This is a genomic window from Acinetobacter sp. A2 (assembly GCF_048537555.1).
Lineage (GTDB): Bacteria > Pseudomonadota > Gammaproteobacteria > Pseudomonadales > Moraxellaceae > Acinetobacter.
Map to the genome: position 1 here is coordinate 441,219 of NZ_CP183239.1, position 21,114 is coordinate 462,332.

20 protein-coding genes are annotated in these 21,114 nt (G+C 42.2%); 13 read left to right on the plus strand and 7 right to left on the minus strand.

Annotated features, from left to right (window positions below):
• Nucleotides 1-149 precede the first annotated feature (149 nt).
• The 3 genes from ACNS8M_RS01985 to ACNS8M_RS01995 all read right to left on the minus strand — a co-directional run bounded on the left by ACNS8M_RS01985 (nucleotide 150) and on the right by ACNS8M_RS01995 (nucleotide 4,289).
• Nucleotides 150-1,262 carry a glycosyltransferase family 4 protein gene (locus ACNS8M_RS01985; RefSeq protein ID WP_168541424.1) on the minus strand — a complete coding sequence of 371 codons (1,113 nt, stop codon included), beginning with the start codon at nucleotides 1,260-1,262 and terminating at the stop codon, nucleotides 150-152.
• 24 nt (nucleotides 1,263-1,286) lie between these two features.
• Entirely contained in the window at nucleotides 1,287-2,222 is a 936-nt protein-coding gene (locus ACNS8M_RS01990) for a lauroyl acyltransferase (protein ID WP_168541426.1), read from the minus strand.
• A 159-nt stretch (nucleotides 2,223-2,381) separates the two neighbouring features.
• Nucleotides 2,382-4,289, minus strand: a complete 1,908-nt coding sequence (locus ACNS8M_RS01995; protein WP_168418514.1) for an ATP-binding cassette domain-containing protein — start codon at nucleotides 4,287-4,289, stop codon at nucleotides 2,382-2,384.
• 35 nt (nucleotides 4,290-4,324) lie between these two features.
• Between ACNS8M_RS01995 and ACNS8M_RS02000 the strand changes: the two genes are divergently transcribed.
• The 11 genes from ACNS8M_RS02000 (at nucleotide 4,325) to ACNS8M_RS02050 (ending at nucleotide 15,209) form a co-directional block, all read left to right on the plus strand.
• A complete protein-coding gene (locus ACNS8M_RS02000) occupies nucleotides 4,325-4,567 on the plus strand; it encodes a SlyX family protein (protein ID WP_154321065.1) in 243 nt (80 codons plus the stop codon).
• A gap of 146 nt (nucleotides 4,568-4,713) precedes the next feature.
• Nucleotides 4,714-5,679, plus strand: a complete 966-nt coding sequence (locus tag ACNS8M_RS02005) for a hypothetical protein (protein WP_168541428.1) — start codon at nucleotides 4,714-4,716, stop codon at nucleotides 5,677-5,679.
• Nucleotides 5,680-5,694: 15 nt separating this feature from the next.
• Entirely contained in the window at nucleotides 5,695-6,702 is a 1,008-nt protein-coding gene (locus ACNS8M_RS02010) for a PIN domain-containing protein (RefSeq protein ID WP_168418516.1), read from the plus strand.
• A gap of 100 nt (nucleotides 6,703-6,802) precedes the next feature.
• The gene (locus ACNS8M_RS02015; protein ID WP_168418517.1) at nucleotides 6,803-7,252 is read left to right on the plus strand and encodes an ammonium transporter; all 450 of its coding nucleotides are present in this window, start codon (nucleotides 6,803-6,805) and stop codon (nucleotides 7,250-7,252) included.
• Nucleotides 7,253-7,286: 34 nt separating this feature from the next.
• Nucleotides 7,287-9,926 (plus strand): type I DNA topoisomerase, encoded by a 2,640-nt coding sequence (gene topA, locus ACNS8M_RS02020; protein WP_419225068.1) that lies wholly within the window; start codon nucleotides 7,287-7,289, stop codon nucleotides 9,924-9,926.
• A gap of 11 nt (nucleotides 9,927-9,937) precedes the next feature.
• Entirely contained in the window at nucleotides 9,938-10,906 is a 969-nt protein-coding gene (locus ACNS8M_RS02025; protein WP_168541432.1) for an NYN domain-containing protein, read from the plus strand.
• A 14-nt stretch (nucleotides 10,907-10,920) separates the two neighbouring features.
• The gene (locus ACNS8M_RS02030) at nucleotides 10,921-11,676 is read left to right on the plus strand and encodes a hypothetical protein (protein ID WP_419225069.1); all 756 of its coding nucleotides are present in this window, start codon (nucleotides 10,921-10,923) and stop codon (nucleotides 11,674-11,676) included.
• 148 nt (nucleotides 11,677-11,824) lie between these two features.
• Nucleotides 11,825-13,813: an ATP-dependent helicase gene (locus tag ACNS8M_RS02035; protein WP_419225070.1), complete on the plus strand. Its 1,989-nt coding sequence runs from the start codon at nucleotides 11,825-11,827 to the stop codon at nucleotides 13,811-13,813.
• A 79-nt stretch (nucleotides 13,814-13,892) separates the two neighbouring features.
• A complete protein-coding gene (locus ACNS8M_RS02040) occupies nucleotides 13,893-14,147 on the plus strand; it encodes an RNA recognition motif domain-containing protein (protein WP_168541438.1) in 255 nt (84 codons plus the stop codon).
• A 176-nt stretch (nucleotides 14,148-14,323) separates the two neighbouring features.
• Nucleotides 14,324-14,827, plus strand: coding sequence for a DUF6586 family protein (locus ACNS8M_RS02045; RefSeq protein ID WP_419225071.1), 504 nt, complete (start codon nucleotides 14,324-14,326; stop codon nucleotides 14,825-14,827).
• 103 nt (nucleotides 14,828-14,930) lie between these two features.
• Entirely contained in the window at nucleotides 14,931-15,209 is a 279-nt protein-coding gene (locus ACNS8M_RS02050; RefSeq protein WP_004976142.1) for a hypothetical protein, read from the plus strand.
• 128 nt (nucleotides 15,210-15,337) lie between these two features.
• Here ACNS8M_RS02050 and ACNS8M_RS02055 read toward each other — a convergent pair whose 3' ends face one another.
• The 4 genes from ACNS8M_RS02055 to ACNS8M_RS02070 all read right to left on the minus strand — a co-directional run bounded on the left by ACNS8M_RS02055 (nucleotide 15,338) and on the right by ACNS8M_RS02070 (nucleotide 19,219).
• Nucleotides 15,338-17,053 carry a cation:proton antiporter gene (locus ACNS8M_RS02055; protein WP_168418522.1) on the minus strand — a complete coding sequence of 572 codons (1,716 nt, stop codon included), beginning with the start codon at nucleotides 17,051-17,053 and terminating at the stop codon, nucleotides 15,338-15,340.
• Nucleotides 17,054-17,198: 145 nt separating this feature from the next.
• A complete protein-coding gene (gene rpmG, locus ACNS8M_RS02060) occupies nucleotides 17,199-17,354 on the minus strand; it encodes a 50S ribosomal protein L33 (RefSeq protein ID WP_003654787.1) in 156 nt (51 codons plus the stop codon).
• A gap of 16 nt (nucleotides 17,355-17,370) precedes the next feature.
• Nucleotides 17,371-17,607 carry a 50S ribosomal protein L28 gene (gene rpmB, locus ACNS8M_RS02065; RefSeq protein WP_004976147.1) on the minus strand — a complete coding sequence of 79 codons (237 nt, stop codon included), beginning with the start codon at nucleotides 17,605-17,607 and terminating at the stop codon, nucleotides 17,371-17,373.
• Between the two features lie 163 nt (nucleotides 17,608-17,770).
• Nucleotides 17,771-19,219, minus strand: coding sequence for a coniferyl aldehyde dehydrogenase (locus ACNS8M_RS02070; protein WP_286429508.1), 1,449 nt, complete (start codon nucleotides 19,217-19,219; stop codon nucleotides 17,771-17,773).
• 116 nt (nucleotides 19,220-19,335) lie between these two features.
• Here ACNS8M_RS02070 and ACNS8M_RS02075 point away from each other — a divergent pair, with 116 nt between their 5' ends.
• Both ACNS8M_RS02075 and purU read left to right on the plus strand, forming a co-directional pair.
• Nucleotides 19,336-20,037, plus strand: a complete 702-nt coding sequence (locus ACNS8M_RS02075; RefSeq protein WP_168418524.1) for a TetR/AcrR family transcriptional regulator — start codon at nucleotides 19,336-19,338, stop codon at nucleotides 20,035-20,037.
• 91 nt (nucleotides 20,038-20,128) lie between these two features.
• Complete coding sequence (gene purU / locus ACNS8M_RS02080) at nucleotides 20,129-20,995, plus strand: formyltetrahydrofolate deformylase (RefSeq protein ID WP_168418525.1); 867 nt, start codon at nucleotides 20,129-20,131, stop codon at nucleotides 20,993-20,995.
• Nucleotides 20,996-21,114 lie beyond the last annotated feature (119 nt).

Below are 21,114 nucleotides of genomic sequence, written 5' to 3' on the forward strand. Positions count from 1 at the left end.
ATAACAATAAGTTTTGAAAGCACAACCTCATGAGCCCGAGTTTTACAGGAAGTAGAACTCGGGCGATGATTTTTAGGGATTGTTTTTTTTCACTTTCATTGTTTTTTAAACGAATTAAATTTCAATCAGCTTGATTTAGTTCTAAGGCTTTAGGTGCGTTTTGACTGCAAAACTTGCTGATATAAATCTAAGGTTTGGTGGCACATATCTGCCAAACTGAATACCTCCACAGGTGCTACGCTTTGCTTTTGCTGTATGTGTAACTCTACAGTTTTCGATAAAGCAGACTGATCATCGACTTTTATTAGCCCTTGCGGATACAATTGCGATAAAATTTCTGCTACGCCCCCACGGTTCCAGCCAATTACAGGTGTACCTACAGATAAAGATTCAAGTGCGGTACGCCCAAAGGTTTCTGCCTGATTAGAAAGAGAAAGTACAATATCGCTAAAAGCAAGCCATTCACGAATATCAGAACGGTGTCCAACAAATGTTATGACTTCAGTCAAATGTTTATCCTGAATATTTTGTTTTAGTTCTTGCAGGTAAGCTATTTTTTTCGCATCTGCACCGCCTACAACTACAGCATGGATATGTGGATACTGGTTTTTTAATTTCGCAATTAGATCAATTAATGTTTCATGACCTTTTAAACGTGTGATACGTCCTGGCAAACAAATTAAAAACTTATGTTCAAGTTCAGGAAAATCTTGATAGGTCTGTTGAATCCATTGTGTAGAAGGTTGATAGCCATGTGGAAATGCCGCAGGGTCAATTCCACGATAAATACGGACAATATCTTCGGCTGGGCAATTTTTATAATGATCGTGAATGTAGGTGACCACACTGTCTGAAACGGCAATCACTTTTTCAGCTTGGGTCATAATTTGGCTGTAGCGGTTAATTGAATAAAAACCGTGCACGGTTGAAATTAAGTGAGGACGTTTTTCTGCTGGAATACCTTTTAGAGCAAAATGGGTCAGCCAAGCAGGTACACGAGAACGCACATGCACAATGTCTGGTTGATGTTGCAGAATCAGTTGGCGTAAAGGACGGATTTGCCACAAGCTTGATAATGATTTTTTGTGGATGGCCAACTTTAAATGTATAGAACCTTCAGTTTCAAGTTGGTTCACCATCCGCCCGCCATTCGACACCACCAATGAGGTATGCCCTTGAGCGACTAAGGCACGGGCAATTTCTAGGGTGCCACGTTCTACACCGCCACTGTTTAATTCGGGTAATAGCTGCATGACTTTCATGAATCTTTCCTTTTACCGTACAGATTAGTAAATACTGTCATAACCTTCGGGACGGCTCTTAAACCGACGATGAAACCACATATATTGGGTAGGAGCGATGCGTAGTTGCTGCTCAATAATAAAATTGGTGCGCGTTGCATCTGCGACTTCATCTGCACTTGGAAAATCTAACAGTTCAGGCTCAATCAGCACTTTATATTGAGGGTTGGCAAGCTCACCTGTACGGTAAAAATATAACGGAATTGCAGCGGCTTTGGTCATTTTTAACAGACGACGATGCGCCGTGACTGTTGCTGCAGGCACGCCAAAAAATGGCGCCATCACCCCTTGTTTTAAACCAAAATCCTGATCTGGGCTATACCAAATCGCACGCCCGTTTTTTAATTGTCGGATTAAGCCACGCATATCATCGTGGTCAATTTGATGACCATAAATGGTGGCGCGACAACGGTAAATGAGCATGTCCAATAACGGATTGTTTTGTGGGCGATAGACCACGTCAGGGTCAAAATATTGGGCACAGACATAACCGCCCGCATCGAGTAAAGTAGAATGAGTGCCCAAAAGCAAAACACCACGACCTGCACTCTGTGCCTGCTGAATATGCTCTAAACCTTCAACTTGGGTACGACCTTTAAACCACTGTGGGTTGTACCATGCGTTAAGCGTTTCAAATACACCGAGCATTTGATCTACAAATACTTGTCGTGCATTTTCATGCAGTTGCGCTTCATTCCATTCAGGGAAACACACTTCTAAATTGCGTAAGGTGGTCAACCGACGCGACTTCATGCTTTTAAAGGCTAAATTGCCCAAAAACTGTGCCAAACGATACTGAATTGCCCATGGTAAAATGGCTAAAATCATGAGAAAAACGATGCCAATCCATACCCCCCAGTATTTGGGTAACAGGAAAGACCATTGAAATTCACCAGGTTGAAATTCAGTGCGTTGACTCATAATATCCAGATCGCTTGTTGCATCGTTGCAGTGTAGCATGAACCGATTTTAAAATTAAAAAGCATCCGTCCAATGGGAAAGATGCTTTAAGAGGTCTGATTTTAGAGGATTTATGCCTAGCGCTTAAACACGTTTGACATATCCCTCGAGCTTATTTACCTAGTTACCATTGGCCAGATTTTCTAACTCATCCCAGCGTTCTAGTTTTTCCAATAGCTCTTCATCAATTTCTGCCAAACGCTGTGAGGCTTTGGTGGCGGCTTCAGCATCCGTTACAAACCAAGAGCCATCTGCCAGTTTTTCAGACAATTCTGCTTGTTCCTGCTCCAATGCTTCAATTTCGCCTGGTAATTGCTCCAAAGCACGTTGATCTTTGTAGCTTAATTTGACTTTTTTCGCTTGTGGCGCGGCAGCTGCAGCCTCGGCTTTGGCAACAGCTTTTTTTACATCACTTTTTTGATCAACCACAGTTTGGTCTGGACGCTGCTGCAAATAGTCCTGATAGCCGCCAATATATTCATCAATATTGCCTTTGCCATCAAACACCCAAGTTGAAGTCACTACGTTGTCCATAAAGGCACGGTCGTGTGAAATCAGTAATAAAGTTCCTTTATAGTCGCTGAGCATTTCCTCAAGCAATTCTAAAGTGACCATATCCAAGTCATTTGTTGGCTCATCCATCACAATTAAGTTAGATGGTTTAAGTAATAATTTTGCCAGTAAGATGCGGTTGCGTTCACCGCCAGACAAGGCTTTAACAGGCGTACGTGCACGTTCAGGTGAAAATAAAAAGTCTTGCAAATAACTATAGATATGACGACGTTGTCCGTTTACATCTACAAAATCTGAACCTTCAGATACGTTATCTTTAACTGATTTTTCCAAATCCAAGACGTTACGCAATTGGTCAAAATAGGCAATTTCGAGCTGTGTTCCTGTTTTGACAGAACCGCCATGCTCAATTTCACCCAAAATGGCTTTAATCAGTGTAGTTTTACCCACACCGTTGTCACCCACTAAACCAATACGGTCGCCACGTAAAACCAATGCCGAAAAGTCTTTAATAATTGGTGCTTGATTGCCAAAAGCAACTTGTAAATGTTCAATTTCAAACACAAGTTTGCCTGAGCGGTTGGCTTCCTGTGCAGCCATATTGACTTTGCCTTGTTGGAAGCGACGAGCCTTCGATTCTTCACGTAAGGCTTTTAAGGCACGCACACGTCCTTCGTTACGGGTACGACGTGCTTTAATGCCTTGGCGAATCCATGCTTCTTCTTCGGCCAGTTTTTTATCAAATAGTGCGTTTTGTTTTTCTTCAGCTTCAAGTTGCTGTGCTTTTAAATCTAAATAGCGTGAATAGTTGCCTTCATAGCTGCGTAACACACCACGATCTAGCTCGACAATACGAGTGGCAATACTGTCTACAAAAGCACGGTCATGCGAAATAAACAGCAGGGTTAAATTGTTTTGATCGAGTAAGAATTTTTCTAACCATTCAATACTTTCTACATCCAAGTGGTTAGTTGGCTCATCTAATAACAACACATCAGGCTGTGTGAGCAGGGCACGTGCCAACAACACACGACGTTTACGTCCGCCCGATAAATCGGCCAAGTCTGCATTCGGATCCAGTCCCATTTTACTTAAAATGGCATTGACCTTATTTTCTAGCGCCCAGCCATCCAGCTGATCCAACTTGTGTTGCAGGTTCCCCATGCGATCACAGGCATCCATATCGCCCAATACACAGGCATCGCTGGCTTCATGGTAGGCTTTGAGCACCGCAGCTGCTTCACCTGCACCATCGGCCACAATATCAGCCACTTTACCAGATGACATCGGTACATCTTGTGCCAGCATAGAAATAGTGATGCCATTTTGCAGCGATACTTCACCGGCATCGGGTAGTAAACTTCCTTCAATCAGTTTAAGTAGAGTAGACTTACCTTCCCCATTACGGCCAATCAAACACACTCGTTCGCCACGTTCTAGGTTAAAATTCGCGCCGTCGAGCAAGGCAGGTCCACCAAATGCAAGTTGGACATCCCTTAAAGTAATATAGGCCATAGTGTTTCCTAAAAAATCTCAAATGAGGATTTGAAATGACTAAACAAAGTATAGATGATCAGGCGTCATTTTCCGCACCCATTGAAGATTTGCAAGTGCGAATTGCATTTTTGGACGATTTAGTTGAACAATTGAATGAACAAGTGGTACGCCAAAGTCTGGAAATTGCGGATTTAAAGCAACAAATGCAATTGTTGTATCAGCGGGTTGAGTCTGCCGATTTGTCGGAAGGCATTGCGCCATTTGACCCACTGACTAACCGTCCACCGCATTATTAAGGCTCGAAGATGCGTAAATACAGGGAAGGTAGTTCAGATCAAAACAATGTCAGACATGAATTTTATTTGACCTTTACGATACTTCCCGTTGTAATGCTCGGCTGCTGCGCCAAAATCTTAAAATCTACCCGTGTTCGCTAAAATTTATGTCTTCTAAAGTTGTGTTACTTGATCTTGAAAACAACATGCCTACCGCGACCTTGTTGCGAGAGATTGTTGAGCATCATCCTAGTGTGTATCTGTTTAATTGTGCAGGAAAATTTGAATACAGCCTGCAAGATTTAACCGAGTTCGCAGGCTGGGTTAGCACAGGTCAGCTCATTATTTTAGATAGCCCTCGTGCTGAATTTAAAGAGTTTGAATATGCTGTGGTGGTGGGGCAACTGATGGCGCTGCTTGAGCCCGATACACAGGTTGAAGTCATTTCTGCCGCAGACAGTATTCAGATTTTATTGGAAATGTTGCAGGCTTCAGAAATCGCTTGTCACCTGATTCATATTCAGCCTGAAGTTCAGGCTGCGAAAAGTAAACATCAATTACCGAGCCCTGCAGCAATTCGCAGTAAGCCTGAATTGCTGTTGGTGAAAAAGTACTGTGAGGCGTTGGCAAAAATGTCAGGTAAACCGACGAATCAAGACGCTTTAAAAAACTCGATCGCCAATATTTTGCAGCTTGAAGCAGATAAGGCACAGCATGTGTTGGGCATGTTGATTAACCTAAAAATTGTTAAACGTGTAGATGAGCAGATCAGTTTCCGTAAAAAAGTACTGAAACAATGGGTGCAGTTAGATTTAGATGCTGTAGCAGAGCCCATTCAAGAGGTGACAGAAAAGTCTACGCTAGCGGAGCAAGCAGAAGTTGCAGAATTGCATCCTCAGCATGCGTTGTTTAAAAACTTTAGCCAAATTGACCCTGTGCAATGGGAAGTGGCAAAAAAACTACGTGAGCTAAAAGGTGATAAGCCTAAAGATATTTATGAGTTGCGTGATTTATTGGAACGACTTTTTCCAAAATCTGACATTCGCTTATTGCTCAAAGAACTGATTGAAAAAGGCTATATTTATTGGAATGGGCATGAAGTGCTGTATAGCCATGAAATGTTTTTGAGTTGATAAGACTGAGGGTATATGAAAAAAATATTATTAGTAGACATCGAAAATATTCAAAAAACTGAAAAAGAGCTTTTGAAATACTTAGCTCAATATCAATATGTGTATTTGGTGTATGCAAAATCACCTATAAATTTAAGCTTGGACGGTTTGCAGATGCTTTCTGATTTTGTGACTAAGAAAAAGCTTGTTCTTATTAAAATGCCTAAGATAGGACCAGATGCTGCAGACTTTGGGTTGGCTTTCTTAGCTGGTCAGTTGTCTATTCAAATGGATAAATCAAATATTGAATTTGATGTTATGTCGAATGATAAGAAAATTGAATATATTGTTGATTTATTGACAGTAATGGGTTTTAAGTCTCAACAGTTAAAAAAGGATATCTCATCTTCACCTAGTAAAGAGTTTAAATTAATAAATCAGGAAATTGATTTAAGCTCTGATGAGATGAAACCTTTACTGTTTGCAATTCAATTACTCTTAAAAAATCAACCAAAACAATTTAATTCATTAAACAATGCTTTAAAGTCTTGGTTAAAAGGATATACAAGCAATACTAGAAAAATTATTGAGCAGTTAAAAGATTATCAATTAATTCAGATTAAAGATCAGACTGTAAGTTATGAGCTATCTAGGATGAAAGAAGCTCTTAAAATTAGAAAAAAAGGTGAGGTACAGGCTTTAAGTAAAGCTTTACCATCAGTTGATGAAATTCAGATTAAGCCGCATTTACAAAGAGTGAAACAGTATTGTGATTATCTAAGTAAAATTAGAAATAATAAACCTGCAAAATTAAATAGTTTACTGAATTCGATTCAATCTGTATTAAAGTTAAACACTCAGCAATCGGCTCAAGATTTTACCAATATTTTAATAAAGCAAAATATTGTTAAACAAGAGAGTACCAAACTAACATATAACGATTCCTTGATTGAGGCTTGGGCTAGTCTAGACAAAACTTGTTTGAATACAATAATAATTCAGGCAAATTTAATGGGGCAGCCTAATACCGAAGTTTTGTCATAAAGAGCATAAGCTTCGGATAAAGCCTATGATTTTAGTCGTCGGTACTTGCGTTTTATATTGTGCTTATGCAACTCTAATATAAGAATAGAAAGGTTGTACTATGGAAAATACTGGAATTTGGGTTGCCGTTGCCGTCATTGTATTTGTGATGGGCTCTATTTTTGGTCTGCGTGTAAGCCCAAGAGAAAAAGCTTTGGGACTAATGCGTGAGAAAGCCCGAAAAATGGGACTACACCCACGTTTGGTGGTTGCACCCGACTGGACCAAAATCCCGAAAGCAACGGAATCACGTGCCAGTATGGTGGCGTATTATAGCGTCTTAATCGCCGATGCTCGTTTACCATTGATGCGTGCTTTAGTGACAGATCAAAAGCTTAATGTGCTGCATGGCGATGAGAAATTTCAGGGCTTACCCATTGCATTAAAGGGCATTTATGCTATTGATATGCAGGCAAACTGTGTAGGAATCTATTGGGATGAAGAAGCCGACCTTCGTGCTACTCAGTTAGATGAAATGAAAGCCTTTTTACATGGCTTGGCAGAACATTAATTTTTAAACCATTAAATAGGAAATACGGTTACTTATGGCGAACGCTCCTCGGTCCACATCCAAAAGCACAGCAGCCAAATCTGAAGCTGGTCACAAACGTGCCTTAGTGATTGTGGAGTCGCCTGCAAAAGCGAAAACAATCAATAAATATCTTGGTTCGGACTACATTGTGAAGTCTTCGGTAGGTCACGTGCGTGATTTACCAACCAGTGGCGGTGCTAAAACCACAGAAAAGAAAACCACCACCCGAACCAAGCTGACCGAGGCTCAGAAAGCTGAAAAAGCTCAATCAGCATTAGTCAACCGTATGGGCGTCGACCCTGAACATGACTGGAAAGCACATTATGAAGTGCTACCAGGCAAGGAAAATGTCGTTGCGGAATTAAAAAAACTGGCATCGCAGGTCGATGAAGTCTATCTCGCAACGGACTTGGACCGTGAAGGGGAAGCCATTGCATGGCATTTAAAAGAAGTCATTGGTGGCGATGACTCTCGTTATCAGCGTGTGGTGTTTAACGAAATTACCAAAAATGCCATTCAGGAAGCGTTTAAGCACCCTGCGCGTTTAGATACCAATAAAGTCAATGCACAACAAGCGCGTCGTTTCTTAGACCGTGTGGTTGGCTTTATGATTTCTCCGCTGTTATGGGAAAAAATTGCCCGTGGTTTATCGGCAGGGCGTGTACAGTCGGTTGCGGTTAAATTAGTGGTAGAGCGTGAGCGTGAAATTCGTGCTTTCGTCCCTGAAGAATACTGGCAAGTGTTTGCAGATACCAAATCTGCAAAAGATGACATTCGTCTAGAAGCGGTGAAGCAAGCGGGTAAAACCCTCAAGTTACGCAACAAAGCCGAAACTGATGCTTTACTGAACTTGATTAAAGATGCGCAATACACCGTATCTGCACGTGAAGATAAACCGACCAAAGTTAATCCGAGTGCACCGTATATCACCTCAACGCTACAACAAGCAGCCAGTACTCGTCTTGGTTTTTCAGTCAAGAAAACCATGATGTTGGCACAGCGTCTGTATGAAGCAGGTTTTATTACCTATATGCGTACGGACTCGACGTTCTTGAGTGATGATGCCGTAAATATGGTACGCACACATATTGAATCCGAGTTTGGTCAAAAATATTTACCTGCAAAACCTAACCGTTATGGCAATAAAGCAGGCGCACAAGAAGCGCACGAAGCAATTCGTCCATCTAATGTTGCGCTGAAAGGTGACAGCTTGGTAGGTGTAGAGCGTGATGCACAGCGTTTGTATGACTTAATTTGGCGTCAGTTCGTTGCCTGTCAAATGACACCTGCAGAATATTTATCATCAACCATTTTAGTTGATGCCAATGGCGTAGAGTTAAAAGCCAAAGGCCGTACACTGGTTTTTGATGGCTTTACCAAAGTGCGTGGCCAAAACAAATCGGATGATGATGTGCTGTTGCCAGCCGTTAAAGTGGGTGAAATTCTTAAATTAGAAAAGCTTGATCCATCGCAACACTTTACTAAACCGCCTGCACGTTTTACCGAAGCTTCTTTGGTCAAAGAGCTTGAGAAAAAAGGCATTGGGCGTCCATCGACCTATGCTGCGATTATTTCGACCATTCAAGACCGTGGTTATGTGAAACTGGAAAATCGTCGCTTATTTGCAGAAAAAATGGGCGAGATTGTAACCGACCGTTTGGATGAAAGCTTTAATAACTTGATGAACTATGACTTTACTGCAGACCTTGAAGGTCAGCTAGATAAAGTTGCAGATGGTGAACGTAACTGGAAAGATTTGCTTAACAGTTTTTATGGCGATTTCAAACAGCGTTTAACCAATGCACAGGGCGAACAAGGCATGCGCCGTAACTTGCCTGTAGAGGTCGATGCAGTACATTGTAAAGAATGCTCACGACCAATGCAGATTCGTACAGGTACGACAGGCGTATTCTTAGGCTGCTCAGGCTATAACTTGCCACCGAAAGAGCGTTGTAAGGGAACGCTGAACCTGACACCTGTAGAATCACTTGCCGCCTTATCCGATGATGATGCCGCTGAAACCGCAGATTTGATGTCTAAAAAGCGCTGTCCAATTTGTGAAACAGCCATGGACAGTTATGTAATTGATGGCGGTCGTAAACTGCACATTTGTGGGAATAACCCAGACTGTTCAGGTTTTGAGCTTGAAGAAGGCGAGTTCAAAATTAAAGGCTATGATGGTCCAACCATTCCTTGTGACAAGTGTGATGGCGAAATGCAGCTGAAAACAGGTCGTTTTGGCCCTTATTTTGCCTGCACCAGTTGTGAAAACACGCGTAAAGTGCTCAAGAATGGTCAACCTGCGCCACCGCGCGTTGATCCAATTAAAATGGAGCATTTACGCTCGACCAAACACGATGACTTTTTTGTACTACGTGATGGTGCAGCAGGTTTATTCTTGGCAGCTAGCAAGTTCCCGAAAGTGCGTGAAACCCGTGCCCCGAAAGTGGCTGAGTTGCGTACGGTGGCAGAACAGCTTGATCCAAAATATCAATTTATTTTGCAAGCACCCGATGCAGACCCAGAAGGCAATCCAACTTTGGTGAAATTTAGCCGTAAGAACCAAGCGCAATATATTGGTTCAGAAACACCTGAAGGCAAACAAACCAAATGGTCATTAGTTTACCAAGAAGGTAAATGGGTTGAGGCTTAGCACGGTCTGTTATGGAATTGAAGCCAAAAAAATTCGCCATCTTAATTGATGCAGATAATTCCTCAGTCAATTCGATTGAGTCTGTGTTGGAAGAAGTGGCGAAATATGGCATCGCCAGTGTGAAGCGCGTGTATGGTGACTGGAGTAGCGAAAGTCTGAAAAATTGGCGTGATGTACTTTTACCGCACGCCATTACCCCTGTGCAACAATTTGCTTATACCAAAAGCAAAGATGCCACCGATATGATTTTAATTATCGATGCAATGGACTTGTTGTATAGCGGGGCTTTAGATGGCTTTTGTATTGTATCTAGTGACAGTGATTTTACTCCTTTGGCATCTAGGATTCGTGAAAGTGGTCTAATCGTTTATGGTTTTGGACGTAGTAATACACCTGAAGCTTTTCGCAAAGCTTGCGATAAATTTATTTATGTAGAGAACTTGGTTTCTGAAGCAGAAAAAGCTACGGCTACAGAAGAGCCTGATCAGAAAGAAAAAAATAATAAAGTTGCAGATATTGCACAGAGTATTGATAAATATACTTTAAATCTGATTTATAAAGCGGTTAAAGAAAATGCCGATGACAGTGGTTGGGCTTATTTAGGTGCGATTGGTACTTATATCAGCTCGGTTAAACCTGATTTTGATACCCGAAATTATGGTTACGATAAGCTCTCTGGTTTAATTAAAGCCTTAGGTCTATTTGAAACCAAATTACAGGGGAGTCAAATGTACCTAAGAAAGCGTAGCTTTAGTACTTTCGTCAAGCTTGTCCAAAAAACAATTCAACAGCTTGCTGATCAGGCGGGGTGGGCTAAAGTTTCAGAGATTATTCAGCATATTGAGCAAAATGATCCCTACTTTAATATTCAAAATCAGGGTTTTGAAAACACACAAGCAGCTATACTTTCAATACATAGTGGTTGGTTGGAATTTTCCGGTGATGCTAGTCGTGTTAAAGTCGGCAAACTGATGTCTTAGTGTTGCTGTAACTCATGTGGAAAAAAATCCGAATTTTGTGCTTATTGCTGGTTTTACTGGTTGTTGCAGTCAATGCATGGCGTGATCAGAATCAAGACTGGACTAAGCCGGTCATCGTATTATTACACCCCATTAATGCCGATGGACGGACAAACACACAAAATTATATCAATGGCTTAAATATCGTCAATTTACATACGGCACAAGATTATCTTAAACAGGCATCACAGCAGTATCGCGGGCAACCAGTTGCGCTGTATTTTAAGTTAGGCCGTGAACTTAAACAGTTACCACCTAAAGTCCCAACGGATGCCTCTTTACTCAGTACTGTTCTTTGGAGTTTAAAGTTTCGTTTTTATGCTTGGCAGCAAAGACAGGGGAGAGATGGTGCGGCAACTGTAACGCTGTATCTGAATTATTATGATCCAAGCCAAACCCAAATTTTAAAATACTCCACCGCACTGCAAAAAGGCAAAATTGGCTCAGTAAATTTATTCGCCTCCAATGCGCACAGTCAGCGCAATACTATGGTGATGGTGCATGAATTACTACATGCCTTTGGTGCAACAGACAAATACGACTTGGCTACAGGTCAGCCAATTTACCCAATTGGCTATGCAGCACCGAATCAACAACCTTTATATCCACAGCAGCAAGCCGAGTTAATGGCAGGTTATATCCCGCTTTCACAAAGCAAAAGTAAAATGCCTGAGTCGTTGGAGCAAACACGCATCAACGAAATTACCGCTATTGAACTGGGCTGGAAATAAGCCTGAGGATAAACCTGTACTTATCCACAACTCACGATACAGCCTGTGTAAAAGTATGCTGAGTGTATGAAATGCACTATTGATATTCGTGGGCTTATTTTTAAACCGATCTGTTAAACTATTCATCCACCCAGCACGATGAGTCACTATGAGTTTAGCCAGCCTAATTGATGAATTGAACCCCCAACAAAAACAAGCAGCCACCACAGCACATCAACATAGTCTGGTTTTGGCAGGGGCAGGCTGTGGCAAAACCAAAACCATTGTGGCACGTGCAGCGTATTTAATTGATCAGGGTATTCCTGCTAATCAGATTCAAATTTTGACTTTTACCCGTCGTGCAGCCAGTGAAATTGTGGCGCGGGTTGAGTTAGCATTGGGTGAGCAAGCTAAGGGCTTGCGTGCTTCGACTTTCCATACTTTTTGTATGTATTTGCTGCGCCGTATCCCTAAAGCATTTGGATTAGAGCAGTTTTCAATTATTGATCGTGATGATCAGTTAATGATGTTCCGTTTAATTCGTGGCAAAGATGATAAGAAAAACCCAAGTCAGTTGCCTAAGCCTCAAGAGTTATGTGATTTATATTCTTTTGCGCGAAATACCCGCCAAAAATTGAGTGTGGCATTAGAAAAACAACAGCCTGAATATTTGGCAATGAAAGACCAAATTGCTGAGATCATGCAGGAATATGAAAGCCGTAAACGTGCGCGTGGTTTTTTAGATTATGACGATATTTTGGCTGTGGTGGCATCGGCATTGGCACAATCTGAAGGTCTGGTCGATTATGTCGCATCCATTTGTCGGCACTTGCTGGTCGATGAAATGCAGGACACCAATCCTTTGCAATGGGCGTTGCTTGAACCCTTAAAAGATCGGGTCAATCTGTTTTGCGTAGGTGATGATGCGCAGTCGATTTATGGTTTCCGTGGTGCGGATTTTGAAAATATTCATCATTTCACTGAACGTGTGCCGAATGCTCAAATTTTTAAACTGGAACAAAATTATCGCTCCACTCAGGAAATATTAGACCTGTCTAATTGGTTGCTGGAGCAAAGTGAAATTCGCTATAACAAACGATTGCAGGCGCATCGTGGTGATGGCATCAAGCCGAAAATGCATAATTTTCCAAATGAGTTTGATGAAGCTAAATGGATCGCCATTGATATTAAAGAGCGACATTTCTTGGAAGGTGCACCGTGGTCAGATCACATGGTGTTGGTACGCTCCAGTTTTGCTGCACGGCATATTGAAGCGGCATGTATTGCGGCAAGTGTACCGTATCGTTTTATTGGTGGCATGAAGTTGTTGGAAACTGCGCATGTGAAAGACTTGCTCAGTTTATTGCGGGTCATTGCCAATCCTTTAGATGATATTGCATGGATGCGTTTTCTGACCTTGTGGAATGGCGTGGGTGATGTCGGTGCAAGTAAGTTGGCACAACAACTATTGCTTGAACCGAGCATGGATAAAATTATTGAAAAGTTGGAAAAGTTTGGAAAATTGCCTGAAAAAACTTTACTGATTATGAAGCAGATGGATGTTTTACGGCATGAAGTTGCTGCTTGTGTCGGTTTGGGGATTGAAGCTATTCAGGAACAATTGGCAGAAAATTATAAAAAAGACTGGAATCGTCGTGAGGGCGATTTTCAGTTGGTGCAACAATTGGCGGCTAAGCATGCGCAGTTAAGTGAATTTTTAGAAGAGTACGTACTCGATCCTGTATCTATTTCAGAAATTGAACGTCAGTCAGATACTGATGTTGTCACTTTGATTACGATTCACTCTGCCAAGGGTACAGAACAAAAAGTGTGCTATGTGGCCAATGTGACACCGGGGCAGTATCCACACGCACGGGCGCAAGGCAGTTTTGATGATATTGAAGAAGAACGTCGCGTGTTGTATGTGGCCTTGACCCGTGCCCAAAATGAACTGATTTTAACCAAACAAAATCTGAATTTGTGGGCGCGAGACACGGTAGACGAACAGGGGCGCAAGCTAGACAGTTATTTTTTGAATGATTTGACCCGTCAGTTGTGTAGCATGGAAACCCATCACCGTCCCCGTCAGCAAACGGTTAAAAGCGCCTTGGTGGAACGTCAAGCGATTAATTTAGATTTTGGCATTGATCTCGATTAAACTATGTCACATGGTTTCCTGCAAAAAGTAGAGTAGGCGAGTGCTTTTTGATGTTTTTTGCCTATTTTAAGGTTGTAAGATGAAAATTTTAGTTCGTAGTTTAGAGCGCACGGTTACTGAAGAAGAGTTATTAAAACTTTTTCAGGAATACGGCACAGTCGAATCTTGTACGTTGGTGCTGGATGCGGCAACAGGAAAGTCGAAAGGGTTTGCATTTGTAGAAATGCCGCATGCACGTGAAGCTGTGAAAGCAATTAAAGGCTTGAACACATTGCGTCTGCATGGCCATGGTATTCGAGTCAAAGCGGCGGAAGATAAGCCTGCCTCAAAATAGTTCAAAGGGAGCAAAAAATGCTCCTTTTTTATGCGCATTTTCTAATGCAAATTCTGATATGGGCACGGTATTGGTGCGCATTTTGGACTGTATAAAAACAGTCTTTTTTTTATTGGGAATCATGTAAAAATCGGTTTAATCTAAAGCTCTTAGACCGCTAAATTGAGGAAAGGCTCATGTCTCGTGTTGCTCGTTTTCATGCAGATCGTACCAATCAGAAATTATATTTCGCCCGCCTTTCGTGCCAACAGGCAGAACAAACCGAACACGTTCAGCAAGCGCAGGCGCATCGTGAAGCTGCGGTATTTCATTTGCATGGCGCAGTACTGGCTTTTTTGCAGGAATTGGTACGTTATTATCGCCTGAATGACAGCAATCCGACCCTTAAATCGATTGAAGAATTAATGGCCGCAAAAGGGCAGATTTCGCCTGAAGTGGCTATTTTACAGCAACTGAGTAAATCGGGCTTTATTGCAGAGTTAAAGCGAGCGTATCGCTTGTGTCAGTACACACCAGAACCGAGTGCGCCTGAACCTGAAGATGAAACATCATCTAATTTAATTATTAAAGTCACGCAAACGCCGCAAGCATGGTTGCCAGACATCAAAATTTTACGCGAATGGCATCGAGACTTAACCCAATTGATTGATGGTTTTCGCAATGAGATGGTAGAGTTTTAAGCTGACCAAGAGCCCTTGAAAAATTTCTGATCAGCCCGATATAAATATTCTGAACGATGCAAAGTGCAAGCGCCTTTGCCGCCATGTCGAGCATGGAGGATATATGTCTATAGAGCAATTGAAAGAATTATTTGGTAATCAGGAAGCTATTTTGGAGCTGGTGCAGCTTGAAGGCGGTGAGTTGGCATTGCGTAATGCAGGCTCAGAGAAAGAGCCGTTAGTGAAAATCCAGTTCAATGACGAAGTCAAAGCCTTATTGGGTGATCAGACTGCTGTTGTTGCCCAGCACATGATTCAGGCGGCATTATTTGGCTTGTTGGAAAAACAGGTCAATGAGTGGCATGCAGAAATTGTGGATGAGCAGCCAAAATTTATGAGTTGATCTGTATGCTTCAGTGAACTTGCTAGATCAGCAGAGAAAGCAATCGTTCATATAAAAAGCGCACTGTTTAAAGTGCGCTTTTTGTTTGTTTTATATCTGGCTTAGATCGCCATAAGTCCAAACTTGGCTTAATGCGTTGGTGGTTGATGATGCGCAATTTCAATTTGATTTAAAATATAATTACTCATATTTTTCGCCATTTCTTCTTTGGCGAAATACACCTCACCAATGTTGTCCTTACGAATCACTTCGGCTTCAGCTTTGCTTTCTGCACAAACCAAGACCTGAATTTCAGGGTTGAGGGTTTTGGCAATATCCACAATTTTATGAATGTCCAGAATATCCATAGGCGAAAGCACCAACAGTCTTGCATGCTGGATATGCGCCTGAATCAGCACACCTGCTTCTGTCGCAACTCCGCTGACCGCAGCAATGCCTTTGGCACGCAAATCTTCTACAATTTCACGGTTTTCTTCGGCAATAACGACCTTAATATTTTCAGCCATGAGGTTTTGGGTAATACGACGTCCGACTTCACCATGTCCAACAATCACGACCTGATCACGTAAATAGTCCTGTGAGACTTCATCGGGTAGCATCGCTAATGGGTCGCTGCTACGTTCCAGTAAACGTGCCAAGTAAGAGCGTTCCCGAATCCAGTTTTGCACGGGTTCAATTGCAGAGAAAACAAAAGAGTTGAGTGTAATAGAAATGAGTGCTCCTGCCAGAATCAGGTTTTGGCCTTCCAGCGACAACAGTTGTAGCGATACGCCTAAGGTTGCCAAAATGAAGGAGAACTCACCAATTTGCGCTAAGCTTGCACCTACAGTTAAGGCCGTGTTGAGTGGGTAGCGAAAGAACAGCACCAAAGCCATTGCCGCAATGGTTTTACCCACCATAATAATGGCGACCACAGCCAGTACGTGTATCGGTTCTTCAATTAAAATACGTGGGTCAAACAGCATGCCTACGGCTACAAAGAACAGGATTGAGAAAATTTCACGTAGTGGAAGCGTTTCTTCTTCGGCACGATGGCTAAAGTCAGACTCTTTCACCACCATACCCGCAAAGAATGCACCGAGCGCCATTGATACGCCAAAGACTTTATAGGCACCAAAGGCAATCGATACTGCTGCTGCAACTACAGTCAAGGTGAATAGTTCCCGAGAGCCCAAACGTGCCACAATTTGCATGATAAAGGGCACAAGGCGTTTGCCCACAATGAGCATAAAGGCAATGAAGCCTGATACCTTAAGTAAGGTTAGCCCCAAAGTCAGCCAGATATTTTCATCATTTGCACCTTCAATGGCTTGTCCACCCAGTAATACGGCTGTTGCGGGAAGCAGTACCAAGGCCAAGACCATCACTAAGTCTTCAACCAATAACCAACCCACAGCAATTTTACCGTTAACGGAGTCAAGTAAGCCGCGATCTCCTAAGGCTTTGAGCAAAACAACGGTACTGGCACAGGACAGGCTTAAGCCAAAGATGAGCGCAGAGCCAAAACTCCAACCCCACATCATCGACACACCCACACCCAATAAGGTCGCCACTGCAATTTGTAGTATTGCACCAGGCAGGGCAATACGTCGAACTTGCATGAGATCGTTCAGGGAAAAGTGCATGCCCACGCCAAACATGAGGAACATTACCCCAAGTTCTGCCAGTTGGTTGGCTAAATGGATGTCGGCAACAATTCCGGGGGTGTTGGGGCTAATGATCACCCCAGCAATTAAATAGCCCATGAGCGGCGGCAGGCGTAAACGAGCAGCGATATAACCAAATACCAGCGCCAAGCCAAAACCAACGGCAAGTAAGATAATGAGTTCTACATCATGCGGCACGAGAAACTCCTGAAGCCATGGTTAACCTTATGTGAAGACAAGCACAAACAGTGCCAAAAGAAAATGCGAGGAAATTTTAACAAGTGGGGCAAAAAAAGTGCAAAAAAAACGACCTAATTCAGGTCGTTTTTTTAAAAAGCCAAAATTATTTGATTTTAGCTTCTTTGAAAATCACGTGTTGACGGATTTTTGGATCAAATTTTTTGATTTCCATTTTTTCCGGCATAGTACGTTTGTTTTTAGTAGTGGTGTAGAAATAACCAGTACCCGCTGTAGACACTAAGCGAATCTTATCACGCATTGTCTTGACTCCTTACTTAGATCTTTTGACCTTGAGCACGTAGGTCAGCAACAACCTTTTCAATGCCCAATTTGTCGATAATACGCATACCTTTAGTGGTTAAACGAAGACGTACGAAACGTTTTTCGCTTTCTAACCAGAAACGGTGGTTGTGCAGGTTCGGCTCGAACCGGCGCTTAGTTTTGTTGTTGGCGTGTGAGACGTTGTTACCAACGACTGGACGCTTGCCGGTAACTTGGCAAACCTTAGACATGGTGTAACTCCATTGATTTAGCCAACAGCAAATCTGTATGGCCAGTCAAAAATAAACGGATGAATTCATTCAAGGGGCGTTTTATATCAAAAATACGCTTAAAAGACAAGCGATTTTCTTCAAAAACAGCATGAGCTAGTTTGATAGCTCATGCCTTGATCAGTTAGCGAAGCAGCGTCTTCGAAATCAATCGATGAATCGGCTTATCAAATGGGGGAAGAATGAACTTCAAGCTATATAGCTTCGGATTAGACATTACCGACCGTTCATGTGATAAGCTGAAAAAACCTTCAGGACCGTGATATTTCCCCATCCCTGATGCGCCAACACCGCCAAACGGTAGGTCATCTTGTGCAACGTGGGTCAATACAGTATTGATTCCGAAATGCCCTGAATGGGTTCGCTGTGCGACATAGTCGGCACGCGCCTGATCAAAGTCGAAATAGTATAAAGCAAGAGGACGCGGTCGGCTATTAATAAACTCGATTACATCATCAATTTGATCATATTCTAAGATAGGTAGCACTGGCCCGAAGATTTCGTTTTGCATAATTTGCATGTCTGGGCTGACATTGGTCAGTACGGTAGGCGCCATTTTGCGGGTTGCAGCGACATTTTCACTTTGCGGATTAATTTCAATAATATTGGCACCGCGTTCACGGGCATCTTCCAAATAACCTTGCAAACGGCGGTACTGTTTGTCATTAATAATGGCGGTATAGTCCTGATTGTCACGAATGTGTGGATACATTTCCGTCACATAGCGTTCAAAATGTTCCATAAATTCGGCAGTTTTACCTTTAGGCAGGAACATATAGTCAGGCGCAACGCAGGTTTGACCTGCGTTCCAAAGTTTACCTACGGCAAGACGTTGAGCAACATCGGCCATGTCGCTAGAAGGGTGAACCAAAACAGGTGATTTTCCACCAAGTTCTAAAATGACAGGAACTAAGTTTTTGGATGCTGCAGCCATTACCGTTTTACCGACTTCGGTAGAGCCTGTGAAAATCATTTTGTCAAAAGGTAAATGGCTGAAGGCGTCAGAAAGATTACCACCGCCATTAATCACTGCCACCAGTTCTTGTGGGAACGCTTCACTCAAGGCATTTTCCAATACCCGACCAAAATGGGTCGAGGCACTGGAAATTTTGATCATGGCGTGGTTGCCTGCTGCCAAGGCGCAAATGAGTGGGCCTAAAGACAGTAATAATGGATAATTCCATGGTGCAATAATGCCAATCACCCCTAAAGGCTGATACTGTACCCATGCTTTTGCAGGTTGGTGAATGATTCCGACTTGACGTTTAGACGGTTTCATCCAATTGCTTAGGTTTTTACTGTAGTATTTGATATGTTCTAAACAAGTCAGCAGCTCGCCAATTTTAGTTTCTGCAATGGCACGGTTGCCATAGTCACGATTAATCGCTTCAGCAAATTGGTCTTGATATTTCACAATGACACGTTTTAAGCGAGCTAAACGCTCAATGCGTTCTTTGGCACTTGGGACAGGATGACGTTGATACGCATATTTCTGCAATGCCAAAATATCATCCAGACGTTGTAAATCGGGTGAATGAGGGGTCATTGAAGTTGTTTTTGTTTGACTGTTCATGGCATGTTACCATTCAATAAAAGCAATATAAGTTAGTTTTTAGAGTATTTACTCTAAACAGTCAAGTGACTTTATGTTTTCGCTCCCCCAAATTTTAAAGAATGGTTGTTTTTAGGATGTCACAAACCAAAACGTTGAAAACCAAAGAACGTATTTTGCAATTGAGTTTGCAATTGTTTAACGAGCGTGGTGAGCGTTCAGTTACAACCAATCATATTGCGGCTGAACTGGGTATGAGCCCGGGGAATTTGTATTATCATTTCCGCAATAAGAACGAAATTATTAAAGAGTTGATGGAGCAATACCAGCAGGAAACTTTAGAAATGCTGGCCTTACCTGAAAGCCGTGGTTTGGATGCCAACGATAAAATTCGTTATTTTCAGGTACTCAGCAGTCAGTTATGGGCCTATCGTTTTTTGCATCGTGATGTCTATCACTTGGTCGAAACCAATGAAGATTTCCGCAAAATGTATCCGCGTTTTGCAGGGCAGGTCATGCAGCAGGGGCAGAAAATTTATCAGGCCTTTGTGGATGCAGGACTCATGCAAATGACCGAGTCGGAAATTGAAGCCTTAATTATTAATATCTGGATTGTGCTGACCAACTGGACCAACTTCTTATATATGTCGGGTCACATTACCGATTCCAATCATTTAGAAGAAAAATGGGTATGGCAGGCTTTGCGTCAAATGTTGTTTCTTGAGGGGGCATATTTACGTGGTGAAAGCCGTGCGACTTATGAGCGATTATTGGAAACATTAGGTTCATCTGAACTGTTTGCAAGTTTATCATCCAGTAAAAATACCCAAGCCGACTAAGCGGCTGTGAATGGCTATTTAGAATGTCTGAGAAACGCGTTAGAATACTCGGCTTGTTTTTCAATTTAACCAAGTAGTGACTTAAAACAACATGAATATGACGACTGCGAATACTGCACGTTTACTGATTACCTGTGAAGATAAACCGGGTATTGTGCAGGCTGTATCAAGCTTTTTGTATCATCAGGGAGCTAACATTACTGCGCTTGATCAATACGCAACAGAAGCACAGGGCGGGCGTTATTTCATGCGGGTTGAGTTTGAGCTAGATCATTTGCAAAGCCGTAAAGAAAGCTTATTGCAAACGTTTGCATCTAACGTGGCAGAACGCTATGACATGCAGTGGCGTTTGGCCTTAGTCAGCGATGTGAAAAAAGTCGGCATTTTGGTGTCTAAAGTCGATCATGCTTTGCTAGAGTTGTTATGGCGTCATTCACGTGGCGGCTTACCTTGTGAAATTACAAAAGTGGTGTCGAACCATGACACCTTGCGTGAAGCGGTAGAAAATTTTGGTATTCCGTTTGAAGTAGTACCTGTAAATAAAGAAAATAAACGTGAAGCTTATGCTCAAATTGATGAATTGATGCAAGGCAATGATTTGCTGGTATTGGCGCGTTATATGCAAATTCTGGATGAAGAGTTTGTGTCTAAGTGGGAAATGAAAGTGATCAATATTCACCACTCTTTCTTGCCAGCTTTCGTTGGAGCGAACCCGTACAAACAAGCCTATGAAAAAGGCGTGAAGTTGATTGGCGCAACGGCACACTACGTGACTGCAGACCTAGACCAAGGCCCGATTATTGAGCAAGATGTAGAGCGTGTGAACCACGACTTTACGGTAGACCAACTGCGTGAATTGGGGCAGGACGTTGAACGTAATGTACTGGCTCGTGCAGTCAAATGGCATTTAGAAGACCGTATTATTGTAGATGGCAACAAAACTGTTGTATTTCAATAGGGTGTAAAGCCATCTTAAGATTGAACAAAAAACATGCCGTCTAGGCATGTTTTTTTATGCTACAATTGTAATGTTATAACATTTGTTTTAATTGTTTATTAATAAGCATATTGTGTGAT